The following is an 18,149-nucleotide window of genomic DNA, read 5'->3' as shown; positions in this document are numbered from 1 at the left end:
TAGGACTTGAAATGACAACGAAGGACAGTTTGATGGATTTTTTACGGAAATTTGAGGTTAATAGTCATTCTATTGGCCGAAAATTTACGCAAAAAAGACGCAAAATGGACAAGTTGGCATTCAAGTAGATTGAAAATCGCCTAATCGAAAATCTGGGTTCAATAACCTTCTATCAGTTGTTTTAATAACAGATCCTGCACCGCACGCACGGCCGATGCCCGCACATGGTTAGCGACGATCACCAGCACATAGCGCTTGCCCGCCTGATCCTGCACATAGCCAGCCAGACTGCTCACGCCCTCAAGCGAGCCGGTTTTGAGATAAGCCATGCCTTTGCTCGTGCTATCGGCCAGTCGCTTTTTGGTGGTGCCATCCATGCCTAAAATAGGCAAAGAAGCCATAAACACCGGCATCGCCGGACGCTGATAGGCTGTGACGAGCAACTGCGCCAAATGTTCCGCACTGATACGTTCATTGCGCGATAACCCAGACCCATTTTCAAGCACCAGCTCAGAAAACACCAAACCACGCTGACGCAAAACCTGCTTGAGTGCCAAAGCAGCTCCGGCTTCATCCGCGGGCGTAAACCCGGCATCTTGCGCAATCGTCAGCATCACCTGGCGCGCCATGACATTGTTGCTCCACTTATTGATGTCGCGCACCACCGAATCCAGCGGTGGCGATGACCAGGTCGTGAGCGGGATCGCCGCATCCGTGACCGGAGCCAGTGCCAATTGTCCGTTAAACTGCCCGCCCAATTGCGCCCACAGTTTTTTAAACGTGGCATACACATATTGCGTATCAGACAGCACACTCAACTCAAGGTAGCGCTCATCACACTGCTCGGGCAGTGTGCCACTAAAGGCCACGGTGACCCCATCCGGCTGCGGGGTGACGCTGTAATGCAAGTCACTGCGCCAGTCATTGCAGGCCCCTTTGCGCGCTTGCATGGTGTTGATGATATGGATATTCGGCAACTCAAATTCTTGCGCGATGAGCACGGCGGGCTTATTCGCCTGACTGCTGACCGAAAAACGGAAGCTGGTATTGCGGCCATTGAGCAATAGCGCACTGGGGTTGGCGTTGTAGGCGCGCCAAGGTTCATCATCCAGCACGGGCCGTTGGCTGACTTCAGGCGCATATAGGGTTAAATCGAGTAGCAGATTGCCTTTGATCTGGCGCACGCCTTGTTGCTGTATTTGTTGCAACAAGCGCCAGAACTCTGCAACATTGAGTGCCGGGTCACCTGCGCCTTTGATGATCAAATCACCCTCAAGCACGCCTTGATTGAGCGGCCCATTGCGATAGACTTCGGTTTTCCAGCGATAGGCAGGCGTCAGCGCCTCTAGCGCAACATAGGTGGTGACCAGCTTCATGACGCTGGCGGGATTCATGGCTTTGGACGCATGATGGCTGATCAAAGGCGGCCCGCCTTCCACCGGCTGTACAACAATTGCTACACTCTCAAGCGGCAGTTGCGCTTTGGCGAGTGCGTCTTGCAAACTGGCGGGCAAGGCCGCCTGCGCCAGCGCCGGCCACAGACTGGCAAACAGTAGCCACCAGCGCATTACATGCTCTCCATCACCGCTGCCCGTGTAGCTTCCACCAGATGCTGCTGATCCGATTGCGTCAGGCAATAGGGCGGCATCCAGTAAACGGTGTTGCCGATTGGCCGCAACAGCAGGCCATGCTTTAAGGCCGCGGCATAACAATCCCGCGCGAACTGCGGGTTTTGCGTCACGACCTCAAAAGCCGTAATCATGCCGCGCTGGCGCACATGTTGCATGGCAAAATCATAGTGCTCAACGGCGCTCAGCAAAGCCTGCGCCGTCTCACGGTTTTGCCCCAGCACATCCGTCGCCTCAAATAGCGCCAATGTGGCCAACGCCGCACTGCAAGCCAGCGGATTACCCGTATAACTATGGCTATGTAAAAAACCTTTGACGGTCTGGTCATGATAAAACGCTTTATACACTTCATCTCTGGTCAGCACCACTGATAACGGCAGGTAGCCTCCTGTGATGCCTTTGGACAGGCAGATAAAATCTGCAATATCGCTGACCTTCTCCCCAGCTTGTTCGCAGGCAAACAGCGTACCAGTGCGGCCAAAACCGACAGCAATTTCATCCGCAATTAAATGCACCTGATAACGACTACAAATTTCACGCGCTCGCTGCAAATACACCGGGTGATACATCGCCATGCCTGCTGCACCTTGTACCAAAGGTTCGATAATAAACGCAGCCAGGGTGGCATGATGCGCGGCCACATAGGCTTCCAGCGCCTCAGCACAACGCAAGGCATATGCCTCTTCCGTTTCACCAGGCTCCGCCAGTCGGCTATCCGGGCTGGGCATTTGTGCCGACTGCAAAATCAGGGGCGCATAGGTGTCTTTAAAAATGGCGACATCGGTCACACTGAGTGCACCCAGCGTTTCGCCGTGATAGCTATTTTGCAAGCTAATGAATTTAGTTTTTTCCGGTTGCCCGATATTGCGCCAGTAATGAAAGCTCATCTTGAGTGCGATCTCGGTGGCACTGGCCCCATCTGAGCCGTAGAACGCGTGCCCCAATCCCGTCAGCGTAGAAAGTTTTTCCGATAACTTCACCACGGGTTCGTGCGTAAATCCGGCCAGCATCACATGCTCTAACTGATCAAGCTGGGATTTAATCGCCTCTTTGATGACGGGCTGGTTATGCCCGAATAAATTGACCCACCAACTGCTGACGGCGTCGAGGTAACCCTTGCCTTCACTATCAAACAACCAGGCACCTTCGCCACGTGCAATCGGCACCAGAGGATAGCGCTCATGATGCTTCATTTGCGTGCAAGGGTGCCAGACGGCACGCAGGGAGCGTTGTAATAACTCAGGGTTGTTCAATGGTAATCCACTTCTCTTTGGTGTTTAATCGCTAGCACCAGCACTAAATTTGCGAGCTCATCATATTGATAGCGCGCCAAATAGCCTGTGCTGCCATGCGAAATCACTAACTCTCTTAAACCGTTTGGTAGCTGCCTGCCAACTAAAGGATGCTTTTTTAACAAATCAATCCCATCACTGATCACAAACAAAATGTGATTCGCTAACTCGAGATGATCTTGATGAAACATGCTGAGCCGAATCAAATCTTCTCGCGCATCCAGCGCATATTCCACTCGGCAGAGTTGCTGGCTCATTTTTTATCTTTTACTGGAATCAAGTCGGGCAGAGGCTGACCATTCAGCTTTGCTCGCACATACGCGTGCACGTCCTCAGCCGCATAAGAAATACCAGTTTCACGATAATGCTGTAAAGATGCCTCAGCCCGTGCCATAAATGCGCGTTCTTGTTCTTCACGTGCAGCCTTTTCTGCAATGGCTTCTACCATAAATGCGTGAGCAGTTTTGTCTGTGTTTGACACTAAGTTACTCACACGATCTTTTAAACTATCGGGTAACTTTAAGCTGGTGGTTGCCATGATTTTCCCCTCAAACCGAAAAAGTGTTACCAAAGTAACACCGCAACCTTTGCCTGTCAAATGCTTCTTTGTGCTATAGTGCGCATCTTATTGATTTATATGCATTATCCATGCAAAAAACCCGCAAACATCTCGAACTGCTCGCCCCGGCAAAAAATGCCGATTTCGGTATCGAAGCGATTAACCATGGCGCTGACGCCGTGTATATCGGTGGCCCGGCGTTTGGTGCTCGCGCCAAGGCACCCAATACCGTGCAGGACATTGCCAGGCTGGTCACGCATGCACATCGCTTTCATGCCGAGGTGTTTGTCGCGCTCAATACGATTTTTCATGACAACGAGCTTGAAGGCGTGCGCCAGCTGGTGCATCAATTGTATGACTGTGGCGTCGATGCATTGATCGTGCAGGACATGGGCTTGCTGGAGATGGACTTGCCGCCTATTCAGCTGCATGCCAGTACGCAAACCGATATCCGTACCGTCGAAAAAGCACAATTTTTAGACCAGGTCGGCTTTAGCCAGCTGGTGCTGGCGCGCGAACTGGATATTGCAACGGTAAAGAAAATTGCCGATGCGACCACCGCCAACCTGGAGTACTTTATCCACGGTGCCCTATGCGTGGCATTTAGTGGCCAGTGCTTTATCAGCCATGCGCATACAGGACGCAGCGCCAACCGTGGGGAATGCTCACAAGAATGCCGGCTGCCTTATACACTGGAAGACCAGAAAGGCCGCATCATCGGCAAAGATAAGCATTATTTGTCGATGAAAGACAACGACCAGAGCGCCAACCTGCGCGCGCTGATTGCGGCAGGCGTCAGTAGCTTTAAAATCGAGGGCCGCTACAAAGACCTGCCCTATGTGAAAAACGCCACCGCGCATTATCGGCAATTGCTGGACGAGATTCTGGAAGAGATGCCGGAATACAGCAAATCTTCGGCCGGACATGCGACGTACACCTTCACCCCGCAACCGGAAAAAACCTTTAACCGCAGCGCCACCGATTATTTTGCCAACGGCAGACAGGCCGATATTGGTGCCTTTGATACGCCAAAATTTGCCGGGGAAGAACTGGGCAAAGTGCGTAAAGTGGGCAAAGACTTTATTGATGTGGCAACCGAAATCGAACTGCATAACGGTGACGGCGTCTGCTTTTTTGACGTCCACAAAGAGCTCGTCGGGCTACGCGTGAATACAGTACAAGCAATAGACAAATACACGCAACGGCTGTTTCCCAATGAAATGCCGACTGATATCCGCAACAACACGCAGCTATACCGCAACCGCGATCATGCTTTTATGCGCCTGCTGGAAAAAGAGTCTGCAACACGCAAAATCGTCCTGGATGCTGTGCTGTATGAAACCCGTGACGGTTTTGCACTGACCCTCACCGATGAACAAGGCTTTAGCGCCACCGCGCAATGTGCCGCCGAAAAACAGCCTGCCAACGATGCAGAAAAAGCCGCCGCCTCCCTGCGTGAAAACCTCTCCAAACTGGGGAATACCGACTTCGTCGCCAATGACATTGGCCTGGAATTGACCCAGTTCTGGTTCATACCCGCCTCTGTGGTCAACCAGCTACGCCGTGAAGCCATCGACCAATTACAAGCCGTCCGCACCTTGGGCTACGAACGCCCGGCATTAAGAACAGCGGCCGAGCCACCAGCACTTTACCCGCAAGACAGTCTGAGTTATTTAGCTAACGTCTACAACCAGAAAGCACGCGACTTTTACCACAAGCACGGCGTCAAACTCATCGCCAATGCGTATGAAGCGAATGAAATGCTAGACGAAGTGCCGGTGATGATCACCAAACACTGCCTGCGCTTTAGCCATGGCCTGTGCCCCAAAGAAGCCAAAGGTGTCATCGGTGTACAAGGCACGGTGACGGCTGAGCCAATGACACTGATTAGCGGTAACGACAGGTATACACTCAAATTCGACTGCAAACCGTGCGAAATGCATGTGATGGGCAAAGTGCGAAAACATATTTTGCAAATCCCGCCGCCGCAGCCGATCACATTTTTCGATAAACGTCCGGCATAAGCCCCTGCTCAACGCCACCAGCCGCACTTGGGAGTCTGAAAAAGCATGACCGAATACGCATACCTGATTAAAGTGGCCATCGCCCTCATCGCCATCGTCAACCCCATTGGTTGCCTGCCGATTTTCATCAGCGCCACCAGCGGCTGGAGTAAAGAAGAGCGCTCGCGCACCGCCCGCACTGTCGCCATCACCGTCATGATTGTGCTGGGTGTCTCAGCCTTTTTTGGCGACCTGATTCTGGACTTTTTTGGCATTACCATCCCCTCGTTTCAGGTCGGCGGCGGTATTTTGCTCTTACTGATCTCCATCTCCATGATGCACGGCAAACAAAGCGCCACACGCCAAACCCCTGAAGAAGCGCAAGACTTAAGCGAACGTGAAGTCATCGCCATCGTCCCACTCAGCATCCCGCTATTGGCCGGCCCCGGCGCCATTTCCAGCATGATCCTCACCGCTCAGCAACATCCCGGCTTTTGGGGGCACTTGAGCCTGATGTTACCAATTGCCTTGATCTCATTATTTATCTGGGGACTGTTACAACTGGCTGATGGCATTACCCACTACCTGGGCAAGATCGGGATTAATATCGTCACCCGCTTAATGGGCTTAATTTTGGCGGCGATGTCGGTGGAGTTTATTGCGCATGGGTTAGAGGGCTTGTTTCCCAAGCTGTTTGGATAAACTTGCCAAGAATACCTACCTGCGGAATACCTTATTGAGGTTGTAGCGAGAACACAAAATGCCAAGCATACTGGCAATTGTTATTTTTACTTTTGAGAAAGAATAATAATGGCTGCAACAGAATTAGACTACGTTTTCTTCCCCTATCATATGAAACAAGTTCAGAGGGTAATAAAGAATGAGTTGTGCTTTAGCCATTACACTCAAGCAGCAACTGCCTTAAAAATTATTCAAAACCAAGAAATCTGGCTCAGAAATGTAACGGTAATGAATGATTTTAAAGAGTTCGAACATGGAAAAAATATGCTTTGCAACCTACTTGAAACCTCATCAGAAGGAAACGCATTAAAGCAAGCATTTGATCAAATAGCTCCAGACATATTTGATGATGTTTTTAAATCATTAAAAAATTGGGGGTTTCACATCAAAAATGATCAATTTATATCTTGTTTTTCAGAGCATCTGCCAGAGGATGATTTGGGAACGCTTTCAATGTGGCGTGCTTATGGAGGAAGATCTGGCGTCTCTATCGTTTTTGATCAAGCGTTATTTTTTAACAGCCCCCCAGTAACTTGCGCTTTCAGCTCTGTAGCATACTTATCAGACCAACAATTGAAAGATGAGATTGCTAATTTGGCAAACTCAATATCAAACAATTTAGACCTTATAAAGACTTTGGATACTAAAAACATAGGTCATATGCTATTTGATATTCTGCGGCTTACTGCACTTTGTAATAAACACCAGGGCTTTCAGGAGGAAAAAGAATGGAGACTCATAATGAATCCAAGCATTCTGCCCGAAAAGAAAAGGCACAATACAGAGTACATAACATATGACATTGAAACCATTAATGGCACACCGCAGAAAATTCTAAAGTTAAAGTTTTCTTCTATGAATTGGGGTAATAAACGATTCAAAGACATGATTAAGAAGATAATTATTGGCCCATGCGAACACCCGTGGATCACTTACGAGTCTTTTGTGATGCTGTTAAGAGATCTAGATATTGAAGACCCTGAAAAGATCGTCCAAATATCAGAAATACCATTGCGTGTTTAGAACTAATAGGTCGGACTCGTTTACAGTCCCGCCGCATGGGAATAAAACACAAACGCTCATAAGGCGCACCGTAAACAGATGCCCTACACTCACTAACCTCCGCAAAACCGTTATGAACTCAGGCATAGCTTCAATCCCGTTCAGCATAGCCAGCCTCATTTTGGCTCCTGATGGCTAAAATAAAAACGGTATCAATCTCTGAAATATAGCGATAAAGTGCGATGTATCCATTTGAACGCCGACCTATGACCAGCTCTCTAAGTCCAGAATCGGCAGGACGACCGATCAGTGGGCTGTGGGTGAGGATGTCGATCGCATGGATGATTTGCTCAATGCGTTGCTGTGGTTTTTCAACCTGAAACGCATTCAAGTGTTCCAGTATCCTTCTAAAGTCCTCGCCCACTTCGGGCGCGAGTTCTATCGTTGCCATGACTAGCGCACAAGCTTGCGGCTTTTGGGTAAAGGAGTTTCCTGGTTGGCAATGTTGGCTTTGAGATAGTTTTTCATGTCATCCCAAGCGATGGACTCCCCTGATGCAATCACTTTCGCATAACGCGCTTCAGCTTCTCCTCTAAAGTCTGCACGTCTTTCATCAAGGGCAGTCTTTTCAGCAATCGCTTCTAGAATAAACCCGTGTGTTGTTGTCCCCGCGCGTTTTGCTGCTTCTGACACGCGCGCTTTCAACTCATCAGGTAATCGAATAGTGGTGGTTGTCATGATGCACTCCAGATATAAAGCCAAACCCAAATGTAGCACATTTGTGCTACAAAATAAACAATGCATTAGTTTGGTGAATGAGGGCTAAACGGACTTTTAGCTGCTCCGCAGCAAAAACTATCCCTCGCCCAATCAATCACATAGCGGTAAAATAGCGTTTTTTTAACGAAACCCGCACATCTTGAATTCTTCTGTTCTGCAACCCTCCAAATCGTCGCATCAATGGAAGCCTAACGTCACCGTTGCGGCCATCATCGAGCAAGATGGCAAGTTTTTGTTAGTGGAAGAAACCACGGACAGAGGTAATCGCTTTAACCAGCCCGCCGGGCATCTGGAAGAAAACGAGACCATTATTGCCGCGGCGATCCGCGAGACGCTGGAAGAGACGGCTTACGATTTCACGCCAGAAGCGATTGTGGGTATTTATCACTGGCAGCATCCGCTTAATGGCATTACCTATTTGCGTTTTGCCTTTACTGGCAAATTGGGTGCGCATTATCCAGAGCAGGCCTTGGATGATGGTATTCTCCGCACAGTGTGGAAAACCGAAGCAGAGATTGCGGCCGAAGGCGAGTTGATGCGTAGCCCGCAAGTATTGTTGTGCGTGCAAGACTACCTCGCAGGGAAACGTTATTCTTTAGATATTTTGAAGCATTTGGGCCAAGCATTATGAGTAAGCCACATGTGATCGTCGGGTTGTCCGGCGGCGTTGATTCCTCCGTGACCGCTTTGTTGTTGAAACAGCAAGGCTATGAGGTCACCGGTTTATTCATGAAGAACTGGGAAGACGATGATACGGATGAGTATTGCTCTTCTCGCCAGGACCTGATTGATGCGGTATCTGCGGCAGATAGAATTGGCATTGACATTGAAACCGTGAATTTTAGCGCCGAGTATAAAGAGCGAGTGTTCGCTAACTTTTTACAGGAATATCAGGCGGGCCGCACGCCCAACCCGGATATTTTGTGTAACGCCGAGATCAAGTTCAAGGCGTTTTTGGACCATGCCATGGGGATGGGCGCAGACTTAATCGCCACGGGACATTATGCACAAGTGCGTGAAAACCCGATCCAGCCAGGCAATTTTCAACTGCTTAAAGCCGATGATGGCAGCAAAGACCAGAGTTACTTTTTGTCACGCCTCAATCAGGCGCAGTTGTCAAAAACGCTGTTTCCGTTAGGCAAATACCTCAAGCGTGAAGTGCGTGAAATTGCACGGGAATATGGTTTGGCCAATGCCGAGAAAAAGGATTCAACTGGTATCTGCTTTATTGGCGAGCGGCCGTTTCAGGAGTTTTTACAGCGCTACCTGCCGCGTCATCCTGGCGTGATGCGTACGCCCGAAGGCAAAGTGGTTGGCGAGCATGAAGGCTTGATGTATTACACCATTGGTCAGCGCCAGGGGCTCAAGATAGGCGGTAGCCGTGAAAGCAATGGCGAGCCGTGGTTTGTCGCCGCCAAGCACATGGCCGATAACGAGCTGATTGTGGTACAAGGCCATGATCACCCGCTTCTGAAATCCGACGGGCTGAAAGCGGGACAACTGCACTGGATTAGTGGCGAAGAGCCGCGTACCAACTGGGTATATGCGGCCAAAACCCGTTATCGCCAGCCGGATGCGCCTTGCGAGGTCGATGCGGTGAATGCAGAAGAAGCAACTATTCGCTTTGGTCAGCATCAATGGGCCATCACACCAGGGCAAAGTGTGGTCGTTTACGAAAGCAACGTCTGTCTGGGCGGCGGCATCATCACGGGTGCGCTTTAACCCGGGTTGAGATCGCAAGCGCGAGGCATGGTTATTGCTTTTGTTTACACCATTTAATCAAAATACACTGCCAAGTGACAAGGAATGACACCTGATGGCCTACGTCTTAAAAAATAACCAAGGTGCGATTATTGCGGCCAGCCCGGATACGCAAGTGGCTGCGGACTGGGTGGAAATAGATAATACCGACACAGAGTATTTGTGTTTTCTGGATGACGAACTCAAAAGGCACCACACCTTCCGTGAGAGTGACATTCAGCTCGCGCGCGTGCTCGAAGACCTGATTGGCATTTTGATTGAGCGTAACCTGATCAGCTTTACCGACTTCCCGAGCCCCGCACAAAAACGCTTGAACGAGCGTCAAACCTTGCGTCACAAAAACAAGCTGCATCTGCTGGGCGATGACGATTTGGGCCCACTCTAGCAGCGGTCGTCAACCGCCAATGTCCCATCTTGGCTAGTAGGTCAGCTCAACCTGAAATTTCACATTCCGGCCAGGGCCGTACATACCCAGGCCGCCCATGGTGCCATCCAGGCGATACAGCGTATTTTTGAGATTTTCACCGATCAGTCGTAACGTCACATGTTTACTCGCCTGCCAACGGGCACCTGCATTCCAAAGCGCATAGCCGTCCTGTGTCCCAAACAGGTAAGGGCTGGCGGTGGTGCCATCCCCACTTAACAGGATATCCCGGTCAGAAACCTTGCGGTAACTGAGGTTCAGATCGACTGCCTCTGAGAGCACGGCGCCCAGCTGCACATTGAAGGTATTGCCTGGCGCGGTATACAACGGCGCACTGACCAGCCCGGTATTAATCCCACCATTGATTCTGGAATACGCACTACGCAGATACCACCCACGATATTGCAAAAAGCTTTCAACCTCAACCCCGTTTCTGCGCTCCCAACCATCTTGCGCAAGATTGCCATTGGCATCTTCACGCAATGAGGTCAGCAAATGCGAGGTATAGGTGTGATAAAAATTCAGCTTGCCTGAAAACCAGATAGTGCTATTGAACAAGTGCGGTGTTTGATAACTCACCCCGGCCTCGGTGGTTTCAGAGCGCTGCGGCACATACAAATCCCCACAAATCTGCGACTTCGGCCCCTTGGTTGTCATGACTTGCGCACGACAACGGCTGAACGGCCCCTGCGTAAAATATTCATCAATCAGGGGCGGCCTGAAGCCTTGCCCGTAATTGCTGTAAAAGGTTAGTTTGTCGGGGTTTTGTTTGGCTAAGGCATCATAGGCCAGGCCCAGACTCCAGGTCTCTTGTTTGAATTTGATGGTACTTGCCTGGCCATAGGGGGCGAGCAAGGCCAAAGTCCCTCCATCAGCCTCTACTTGATAACGGTCCTGGCGATAGCCCGGGATCACTGAAAATGCGCCGAACTCAAACTTTGGTTGCACATAAACGGCATGAAATGACTTGCGCCCTGGCGGCGCTGAGGCATTAAAGCCGTCGGGATAAAGCGCTTGTAACGCGGTCTTCCGATTGTCGAAGAAGCGGGTAATTTCACGTTCGCTGGCGTTGTATTGGTAGCCCGTCAGTAACGAAACAGACCATAGATCTTTCTCAGCAAAGATTGCCCGGTTGCTCAGGTCTACGGTGTTTGTTTTATATTCGTACGTATCCGTCAAATTGCCGCGGCAAGTCGTGGTATCCGCGGGATTTGTCGTATTGATGACACCCTGACACTGCCTTTGCAAGGCATTAAACGTGGAATTGAACGGCGCACCCTGACCAATCACATCTTGCAAATGCGTATGCCCGGCGCCGATAGTGCCCTTAAAGTTGATCCACGGGTGTTGAGGATCGTAGTTCACTGTCTCTGACCAGGTGAGATCATCCACCGAACGCACCACATTGCCAAAGAAACCGGGTTGTCCGCCTGTCGCATCATAGGGTTGTAGCCCGGTATCCTCAAACTTCACCACAGAGGTCACCAACTGCAAGTCTTCGGTTGGAAACACACTGACCTTGAGCAACTGTGAAATAGATTCAATCGCAGAACTTTGTAGCTTGGAGCCATCGCCCAAGGTCAAATTATTGGCCTGCCGATTGGAATAGTTATACAAAATATCCACGCGTTCATCGGGGCGCGCATACAGCAGATAGGAACGTGAATATTCATCGCTGTTATTGCCATAGCCAAACTTGGCCTTGCCGCCATAGTGTTGGCCGGGTTTTAAAAAGTCTTCAGCATTTTTAGTCGTCGCATTGACGGTGCCGCCCAGTGATCCGGAACCACTCGAAATCTGCGGCCCACGTTGCACCTCTATGCTTTTTAATAATTCCGGCTCGATAAATGTCCCGCCCATACGGTATTTCTCAAATCCTTTGGGCACGCCATCCACTTTCACCAGCACGTCTTCATTGTCCACGTAGCCTCGAATCCCAAACGTCATGCCACTCGGCCGTGGTCCGCCAGAGATAGACACCCCTGGCACGGCTCTGACCGCATCAAAAATATTGCTGGGCTGGGCACGTTGCAATTGTTCGCTGGTAATGGTGGTAACCGGCAAGGTTGGATTGATCCCAGTCTCGGGCGCTTTTTGTTTTTTTTCCTGGATGGTGACCTCAGGCAGCGTATCCACCTCCTCGGCCACTGGCTGTTTTATCGTGGGTGCTGGAGACGCAGGGGGCGTTTGCACGTCCGTTGCCTCCACGTCTGGTATTGGCTGCTCAGCCCAGGCGGCGTGAGGCCAAAAAAAACAGGCGAGCCAACACAGCCCCACAAACAAGGTTAACCTTGTGCGAATGAAGCTTTTTTCAGACAGGCAACTGGAGAGGATCGCAAGAGAGCGAGCCCGCTTTAAACCGGTGATGTTCATTTAACGAAAATAAGTGGGCGCGCAAGAAAGGGGCTAAACAGCCCCTTTGCCATGGTCAGCCGAATGGGAATCAGGCTTGTTTTTTTGCGTTGCGGCGCGCGACAAATGCCATCAAACCCAGTCCCAAGCCCATCAGACTAAAGGCCTCAGGTTCAGGCACCGGTGTCACAGTAGGCACAGACACGGCGGCCAATGCCAATTGATCCAAACTCATACTGGATGAATTGGCATTGAATTTAAAGGTATACAGGCTGGAAGCGGCGACATTGCTCCATTTCCAATACAACTCTTGTTCAGCAGTTGCCCCTCCCATCACGGTGCCTTGATCTTCGTTAAACTGCAACACGGAAGTCGCTGTAACGCCATTCAAGGTTGCTGAACTGTTGGCCAGGGTGCCCAAGGTTGCAATACGCAGATAGACATCAAACAGGCCTGTGCTGGCACCGCTCAAGGTCGCGGTGAATGCCGTAGCACCAGAGAAACTATAAATATTGCCCCCGCCAGTGATAAAAGCACCGCCTGTAGTTTCTTGCACAGAAGCGGTGATCCCGGCAGTCACAGCGACATCTGGTGTATTGTCATTGGTGCTGTTAAACACGTTCCACTCAGCATAACTCGCTGGTGTCAGACTCCCCCAGGGATTGGCGGTGTCCCATACTGCCTGGGTCGCAAACGCGGAACTATTGAACAGCATGCCTAAGGTGAATGCCAAAGCTGAAAATTTCATGATTTATTTCTCCTCAACGAGCGCTTGTGCCCCTTCCTCTCGAAGGCCATCGCGCCATTTTTTTAAAATGAAGTCTCACGGACCCACACCGTTGAGTATTTCAATCGCCACGCTTTGCGCATGGCAATAAAATTGAAATTAAAAAATAAAAGTGATGTTGTTTTAATCACGCATGGTCAGGCGCCTTGCTTCTCCTGCCTGGACTCAAAATCAACCACATAGCGGTACTGCTTGCCGCAATCAATAATGACTTCTTTCTGGCCCCGCTTGAGCAGGCGTATATCCACTTTGATGCTACCGAAGCCATCATGAGCGATGAGCTCATCCAGCAGTTCTAGCAATCTTTTTTTGACTGGTGCATTCATTGCCTGCATAGCATGTATTGATCATGTTTTTGAGTATTCTTAAATGATAACAATTATCATTTAGTTTTGCAACGTAAAAATACGATCGGTGATTAAGCTTAAGTGGATAGATGCAGTGAGGCCAAAAGGCAGAATGAAAAAGAAGGCAGACGAGGGGAAAGCGCCGCATCACAAGGTGAACGGCTGAAGATCAACTGGAGAAAATCAAGACAGCATCCCGACAGCTTAGGACGGAATGCTGAGATAAGGTGCCTTAAGGCTGTGGCATGGTTTGCTTGAAGCTGGGACGCTTTACCAGCACCCCGTAATGTTTGGCCAGATTAGGAAACTTCTCTTGCCAGTATTTGCCTTCCCATTGCACATTTTTAAAACGCAAGTCTATGTAGCCCAGCGCGGTGCCCAGGGCAATGTCTGCCAGACTGAACGTTTCGTTGACACACCACTTTTTCTTTAGCAAGTCATTATCAAGCACGGTCAGGCCAGCCGTCACCTTGGCAAATTGCTTTTCTATCCATGGCGCAGACTGCTGCACCTCTGGCTTGCGTTGTTCCAAGATCACCGCCACGGCAGCATCGCACACACCATCGGCAAGTGACTCCCAGCGACGGACCTTGATTTTGGCTGAGTGGTCTTGCGGAATCAGGTGGGCCACCGGCGTACGATGATCCAGATACTCGACAATCACGCGTGAATCATACAAGGCGTCGCCATCATCCAGCACCAGCACCGGAACCTTACCCAACGGGTTGTGCTGGCTCACGGGACAATCCAGCGCAGACAGCACGACCTCCGTCAAAGTCAGGTCAATATGTTTCTCAATGGCGACGATACGCACTTTACGTGCATAGGGACTGTTAACCGTATATAAAAGCTGCATAGTGTGATGTGAGCCGGATTGAAGAGTACTTTTACCGAAAAAATACCCCATGACGCAATACGATGGTACAAAACTCGCTGGTCTTGGGGTGCTTTTATTATAATAGCTTTTGCCATGGGCTTAGAACGCTCATCTGCATAAATTTTAAATTGACTGAGCTGCTCATGACTACTGCATCACTTTACCAACACTTGCCCGACTACTTAAATGCCGATCTGATAGCGGCGCAAGTGCAATCGGCCCTGGCAGAAGACCTGGGCAAAGGCGACCTGACCGCTGCACTAATCCCTGCCGGCACCCAGGCCAGCGCGACCATTATCAGCCGTGAGGCTGCCATTCTCTGCGGCTGCGCCTGGGCGCAACAGTGCTTTGCGCAGTTGGATCGCAGCATCCAGATCGAATGGCTGGTAAAAGACGGTGACCGCGTCGTCCCCAATCAAGCGCTGGTCCATATTCATGGCGACGCTCGCGCCATGCTCAGTGCCGAACGCCCGGCCCTCAACTTTTTGCAAACGCTTTCTGCAGTAGCCACTCACACCCGCCGCTATGTTGACGCGATTGGTGAACTCCCTACTCAAATTCTCGATACGCGCAAGACCCTGCCTGGCCTGCGTCTGGCACAAAAATATGCTGTGCTCGCTGGCGGTGGCGCCAACCAACGGCTGGCCTTGTACGACGGCATCCTGATCAAGGAAAACCATATCGCCGCCGCAGGCTCGATTGCCGCCGTGCTTGAAGCCGCCTTCGCCATGCGCAGCACGGATAATATCCAGATCGAAGTGGAAACACTGGATGAACTGCAGCAAGCGCTGGATGCCGGCGCCACCAGTATCTTGCTCGATAATTTCACGCTGGAAGACTTGCGCAAAGCTGTCGCAATCAATCAAAAACAAGCCTTGCTGGAAGCATCGGGCAATGTGGACTTAACGACAGTGCGGGCGATTGCGGAAACAGGCGTAGACCGGATTTCGATTGGGGCACTGACTAAAAATATTCAGGCGGTGGATTTGAGTATGCGGATACAGATGAAGTGATAGAACATCCGCGCAGACGATTTAAATAACGCAGTAAAAAGTTATTCTTTAAGCTTTGGCTAGATTGAATAACCATTGCTTTCACCTTTAGGTGACCGTTCTTTACTGTGCCACTCGATTTGCCGGGCGGCCATCGAAACTCGCCCTAGCGGCTTGCACAAAACGCAAGCCACTGCGGAGCTTAAACAGACGATGGCCGAAGACCCCCGCCAATCCTGCGTTGCACTCTTTTAATTAAAGCGTGCGGCAGAGGGGGACCCCGAACACCAGATGAGCGTAACGGTCAGTGGATTGAATAAAAGAATTGGTTTTTGCAAGCGTCCAAACTTCAACAGTGTGACTTTGACGAGATAAATCCCATCCCATCACGCTGAGTAGCGCAGATGAAGTGGGAGCTTTCTGCCATCAACTGTTTGAGTTCCGCAGTGGCTTGCGGTTTGTGCAAGCCGCCAGGGCGAGTTTTGATGGCAGCCCACTTTACCGAGCAACGCAAGGCAGCCGAAGCCAGTGATGGCTGGGTGTCCTCCTCTTAGATTGCTTTCTGGTAGAAAAGCACCAGAAAGCAACTCGCCTAGAGGCAAAAAATATCTCTTTAAGAAACATCCATCAAGATTTTCCCCAAATCAAAACTTAATAACGCTCAACAATAAGTGACAGATTCAAATTAAAAACCTTTAGACACCCCGGGCTAAACACATTTCAAATCTAACCAATATGACCATTTCTGCCACCTCCTGATGGCATGACTCTTGCATCATTTGCAGCTAGTCTAGCCAGCATGTGACATGAATAGTCCAATCCCCGTTTCCTCGCCCAAAACCATAGAGAGCCTGCGGCTCTCGGATTTGTTACGCATGCTGGTTGCTCATGGGCATGCAGATAAAGTCCAGGCTGAAAAGCTTTATAAAGATCGCAAGCGGGACAGCTCCAAAATTCACCCGGTTGTGATTGTGGCCGAGCAAAAATGGCCGGATTTACAAAACCCCAATCAATTATTGACTGTAGAGGCCCTGAGCCGCTTTGTGGCAGAGCAGGCTGCAGTGCCTTATTATCAAATCGACCCCCTAAAACTGGACTTTAGTGCCGCGGCGCAAATTGTGTCGCAAGCCTATGCCGAGCGCCTGCGCATCATGCCGATTACGGTCAGGAATGGGGTGGCCACAATTGCGACGGCCGATCCATTCCACCAGACCTGGCTGCATGATCTGGAGCGGATGCTGAAGTTGCGCATTGAAGTGGTGATGGTGAATCCGCTGGACTTGCAGCGTTATTTGCCCGAGGTGTATCAGCTTTCTGCAGCGATTCAATCTGCGAATGCCGCCAAGGCCGGGCAAATTGTCGGCGTACAAAACTTTGAACAGTTGATTGAGCTGGGCAAAGACCGCCAACTGGATGCGAATGAACAGCACGTGGTGAGCATTGTCGACTGGTTGTTTAAATATGCCTTCGAGCAGCGCGCCAGTGATATCCACCTGGAACCGCGCCGCAATCTGGGCTTGATGCGTTTCCGCATCGACGGTGTATTGCATCAGGTTTATCAGCTGCCGAGCAATATCATGAATGCGATTACCAGCCGCATCAAGCTGCTGGGGCGGATGGACATGGTGGAGAAACGCCGCCCGCAGGATGGTCGTGTCAAAACCGTAGACACTGATGGCAAGGAGGTTGAATTACGCTTATCGACCATGCCGACCGCGTTTGGCGAAAAACTGGTGATGCGGATTTTCAAGCCGGACGTGCTGGTACAGGATTTTCAGTTACTCGGTTTTTCCAAGCGTCAGGGCGAGCAATGGGCACAGTGGACTCACCAGCCCAACGGCATCATTCTGGTCACCGGGCCTACCGGCTCGGGCAAAACCACCACGCTGTATACCACACTCAAGCAATTGGCGACCGATGAAGTCAATGTATGTACGGTAGAAGACCCGATTGAGATGATAGAGCCGGCCTTTAACCAGATGCAGGTGACACAGAATATCGGCCTGGGCTTTGCCGAAGGCATACGTACACTGATGCGCCAAGACCCCGACATTATCATGGTCGGCGAGATCCGCGATCAGGAAACCGCCGATATGGCGATTCAGGCCGCGCTGACCGGCCACCTGGTGCTATCCACGCTGCACACCAACGATGCGCCATCGGCTGTCACGCGCTTGCTGGATTTAGGCGTGCCTGCCTACCTGATACATTCCAGCCTGCTAGGGATTATGGCGCAACGGCTGGTGCGCACCTTGTGCCCGCATTGCAAAACAGAAGCCACCATTTCTGACGCAGAATGGGCCAGCGTTACGCGCCCGTTCAAGGCCGCCAAACCGGCAAAAATCATGAAAGCCGTGGGCTGCAAGGAGTGCCGCAACACGGGTTACCGTGGTCGCACCGGGATTTATGAGATGCTGACACTCACACCGACCTTACGCAAACTGATCACGCCTGAAACCGATTTGATCCAACTCAGACAGGCTGCCACGCAAGCGGGGATGCAACCTTTGATGCTAAACGGTGCTGAGAAAATTGCGGCAGGCCTGACAACCGTAGACGAAGTGCTCAAGGTTGCCCCACCGATTGAAGTAGATTAAAGGCGCA

General features: G+C 50.7%; 18 protein-coding genes. 8 read left to right on the top strand and 10 right to left on the bottom strand.

The window, feature by feature from the left end:
• Positions 1–158 precede the first annotated feature (158 nt).
• Genes dacB through AACH41_RS02415 form a run of 4 tightly spaced genes read right to left on the bottom strand, consistent with a single transcriptional unit; the run spans position 159 to position 3,458 of the window.
• On the bottom strand, positions 159–1,568 hold the full coding sequence (gene dacB / locus AACH41_RS02430; RefSeq protein WP_338656474.1) for a D-alanyl-D-alanine carboxypeptidase/D-alanyl-D-alanine-endopeptidase: 1,410 nt from the start codon (positions 1,566–1,568) through the stop codon (positions 159–161).
• Positions 1,568–2,881 carry an adenosylmethionine--8-amino-7-oxononanoate transaminase gene (gene bioA / locus AACH41_RS02425; protein WP_338656473.1) on the bottom strand — a complete coding sequence of 438 codons (1,314 nt, stop codon included), beginning with the start codon at positions 2,879–2,881 and terminating at the stop codon, positions 1,568–1,570. Before bioA ends, dacB begins: the two co-directional genes overlap by 1 nt.
• Positions 2,878–3,177: a type II toxin-antitoxin system RelE/ParE family toxin gene (locus tag AACH41_RS02420; RefSeq protein ID WP_338656472.1), complete on the bottom strand. Its 300-nt coding sequence runs from the start codon at positions 3,175–3,177 to the stop codon at positions 2,878–2,880. Before AACH41_RS02420 ends, bioA begins: the two co-directional genes overlap by 4 nt.
• Positions 3,174–3,458: a hypothetical protein gene (locus AACH41_RS02415; RefSeq protein WP_018987653.1), complete on the bottom strand. Its 285-nt coding sequence runs from the start codon at positions 3,456–3,458 to the stop codon at positions 3,174–3,176. Before AACH41_RS02415 ends, AACH41_RS02420 begins: the two co-directional genes overlap by 4 nt.
• 110 nt (positions 3,459–3,568) lie before the next feature.
• On the opposite strand from AACH41_RS02415, the gene AACH41_RS02410 reads away from it, so the two are divergent.
• The 3 genes from AACH41_RS02410 to AACH41_RS02400 all read left to right on the top strand — a co-directional run bounded on the left by AACH41_RS02410 (position 3,569) and on the right by AACH41_RS02400 (position 7,246).
• The gene (locus AACH41_RS02410; RefSeq protein ID WP_338656469.1) at positions 3,569–5,503 is read left to right on the top strand and encodes a U32 family peptidase; all 1,935 of its coding nucleotides are present in this window, start codon (positions 3,569–3,571) and stop codon (positions 5,501–5,503) included.
• 45 nt (positions 5,504–5,548) lie between these two features.
• A complete protein-coding gene (locus AACH41_RS02405) occupies positions 5,549–6,184 on the top strand; it encodes a YchE family NAAT transporter (RefSeq protein WP_338656467.1) in 636 nt (211 codons plus the stop codon).
• A gap of 108 nt (positions 6,185–6,292) precedes the next feature.
• Positions 6,293–7,246 (top strand): DUF2971 domain-containing protein, encoded by a 954-nt coding sequence (locus AACH41_RS02400; protein WP_338656466.1) that lies wholly within the window; start codon positions 6,293–6,295, stop codon positions 7,244–7,246.
• A gap of 130 nt (positions 7,247–7,376) precedes the next feature.
• Here AACH41_RS02400 and AACH41_RS02395 read toward each other — a convergent pair whose 3' ends face one another.
• On the bottom strand, positions 7,377–7,676 hold the full coding sequence (locus AACH41_RS02395; protein WP_338656464.1) for a type II toxin-antitoxin system RelE/ParE family toxin: 300 nt from the start codon (positions 7,674–7,676) through the stop codon (positions 7,377–7,379).
• 2 nt (positions 7,677–7,678) lie between these two features.
• Positions 7,679–7,963 carry a ribbon-helix-helix protein, CopG family gene (locus AACH41_RS02390; protein WP_338656463.1) on the bottom strand — a complete coding sequence of 95 codons (285 nt, stop codon included), beginning with the start codon at positions 7,961–7,963 and terminating at the stop codon, positions 7,679–7,681.
• A gap of 181 nt (positions 7,964–8,144) precedes the next feature.
• On the opposite strand from AACH41_RS02390, the gene AACH41_RS02385 reads away from it, so the two are divergent.
• From AACH41_RS02385 to AACH41_RS02375, 3 genes are all read left to right on the top strand, one after another.
• The gene (locus AACH41_RS02385) at positions 8,145–8,636 is read left to right on the top strand and encodes an NUDIX hydrolase (RefSeq protein ID WP_275356616.1); all 492 of its coding nucleotides are present in this window, start codon (positions 8,145–8,147) and stop codon (positions 8,634–8,636) included.
• Positions 8,633–9,727: a tRNA 2-thiouridine(34) synthase MnmA gene (mnmA, locus tag AACH41_RS02380; RefSeq protein ID WP_338656461.1), complete on the top strand. Its 1,095-nt coding sequence runs from the start codon at positions 8,633–8,635 to the stop codon at positions 9,725–9,727. Before AACH41_RS02385 ends, mnmA begins: the two co-directional genes overlap by 4 nt.
• Positions 9,728–9,821: 94 nt before the next feature.
• Positions 9,822–10,151, top strand: coding sequence for a hypothetical protein (locus tag AACH41_RS02375; protein WP_194749265.1), 330 nt, complete (start codon positions 9,822–9,824; stop codon positions 10,149–10,151).
• A gap of 33 nt (positions 10,152–10,184) precedes the next feature.
• On the opposite strand, the gene AACH41_RS02370 is transcribed toward AACH41_RS02375, so the two are convergent.
• From AACH41_RS02370 to AACH41_RS02355, 4 genes are all read right to left on the bottom strand, one after another.
• Positions 10,185–12,383 (bottom strand): TonB-dependent receptor, encoded by a 2,199-nt coding sequence (locus AACH41_RS02370; RefSeq protein WP_338656460.1) that lies wholly within the window; start codon positions 12,381–12,383, stop codon positions 10,185–10,187.
• A 250-nt stretch (positions 12,384–12,633) separates the two neighbouring features.
• Entirely contained in the window at positions 12,634–13,290 is a 657-nt protein-coding gene (locus AACH41_RS02365) for a PEP-CTERM sorting domain-containing protein (RefSeq protein ID WP_194749263.1), read from the bottom strand.
• 176 nt (positions 13,291–13,466) lie between these two features.
• A complete protein-coding gene (locus AACH41_RS02360; protein ID WP_194749262.1) occupies positions 13,467–13,664 on the bottom strand; it encodes a hypothetical protein in 198 nt (65 codons plus the stop codon).
• Positions 13,665–13,908: 244 nt separating this feature from the next.
• Entirely contained in the window at positions 13,909–14,532 is a 624-nt protein-coding gene (locus tag AACH41_RS02355) for a glutathione S-transferase N-terminal domain-containing protein (RefSeq protein ID WP_338656459.1), read from the bottom strand.
• A 164-nt stretch (positions 14,533–14,696) separates the two neighbouring features.
• Here AACH41_RS02355 and nadC point away from each other — a divergent pair, with 164 nt between their 5' ends.
• Positions 14,697–15,566: a carboxylating nicotinate-nucleotide diphosphorylase gene (nadC, locus tag AACH41_RS02350; RefSeq protein WP_338656458.1), complete on the top strand. Its 870-nt coding sequence runs from the start codon at positions 14,697–14,699 to the stop codon at positions 15,564–15,566.
• Between the two features lie 785 nt (positions 15,567–16,351).
• A complete protein-coding gene (locus AACH41_RS02345; RefSeq protein ID WP_338656456.1) occupies positions 16,352–18,142 on the top strand; it encodes a GspE/PulE family protein in 1,791 nt (596 codons plus the stop codon).
• Positions 18,143–18,149: the final 7 nt, after the last annotated feature.

It is taken from the genome of Methylophilus sp. DW102 (genome assembly GCF_037076555.1).
Classification (GTDB): domain Bacteria; phylum Pseudomonadota; class Gammaproteobacteria; order Burkholderiales; family Methylophilaceae; genus Methylophilus; species Methylophilus glucosoxydans.
The sequence above is the reverse complement of the archived record's forward strand: the minus strand, read 5'-3'. Positions and strand labels throughout refer to the sequence as shown.

Excerpts from the sequence above, each read along its gene's own strand:
- dacB (WP_338656474.1), bottom strand. The coding sequence starts at position 1,568 with ATGCGCTGGTGGCTACTGTTTGCCAGTCTGTGGCCGGCGCTGGCGCAG.
- AACH41_RS02420 (WP_338656472.1), bottom strand. The coding sequence starts at position 3,177 with ATGAGCCAGCAACTCTGCCGAGTGGAATATGCGCTGGATGCGCGAGAA.
- AACH41_RS02415 (WP_018987653.1), bottom strand. The coding sequence starts at position 3,458 with ATGGCAACCACCAGCTTAAAGTTACCCGATAGTTTAAAAGATCGTGTG.
- AACH41_RS02410 (WP_338656469.1), top strand. The coding sequence starts at position 3,569 with ATGCAAAAAACCCGCAAACATCTCGAACTGCTCGCCCCGGCAAAAAAT.
- AACH41_RS02405 (WP_338656467.1), top strand. The coding sequence starts at position 5,549 with ATGACCGAATACGCATACCTGATTAAAGTGGCCATCGCCCTCATCGCC.
- AACH41_RS02400 (WP_338656466.1), top strand. The coding sequence starts at position 6,293 with ATGGCTGCAACAGAATTAGACTACGTTTTCTTCCCCTATCATATGAAA.
- AACH41_RS02395 (WP_338656464.1), bottom strand. The coding sequence starts at position 7,676 with ATGGCAACGATAGAACTCGCGCCCGAAGTGGGCGAGGACTTTAGAAGG.
- AACH41_RS02390 (WP_338656463.1), bottom strand. The coding sequence starts at position 7,963 with ATGACAACCACCACTATTCGATTACCTGATGAGTTGAAAGCGCGCGTG.
- mnmA (WP_338656461.1), top strand. The coding sequence starts at position 8,633 with ATGAGTAAGCCACATGTGATCGTCGGGTTGTCCGGCGGCGTTGATTCC.
- AACH41_RS02375 (WP_194749265.1), top strand. The coding sequence starts at position 9,822 with ATGGCCTACGTCTTAAAAAATAACCAAGGTGCGATTATTGCGGCCAGC.
- AACH41_RS02365 (WP_194749263.1), bottom strand. The coding sequence starts at position 13,290 with ATGAAATTTTCAGCTTTGGCATTCACCTTAGGCATGCTGTTCAATAGT.
- AACH41_RS02360 (WP_194749262.1), bottom strand. The coding sequence starts at position 13,664 with ATGCAGGCAATGAATGCACCAGTCAAAAAAAGATTGCTAGAACTGCTG.
- AACH41_RS02355 (WP_338656459.1), bottom strand. The coding sequence starts at position 14,532 with ATGCAGCTTTTATATACGGTTAACAGTCCCTATGCACGTAAAGTGCGT.
- nadC (WP_338656458.1), top strand. The coding sequence starts at position 14,697 with ATGACTACTGCATCACTTTACCAACACTTGCCCGACTACTTAAATGCC.
- AACH41_RS02345 (WP_338656456.1), top strand. The coding sequence starts at position 16,352 with ATGAATAGTCCAATCCCCGTTTCCTCGCCCAAAACCATAGAGAGCCTG.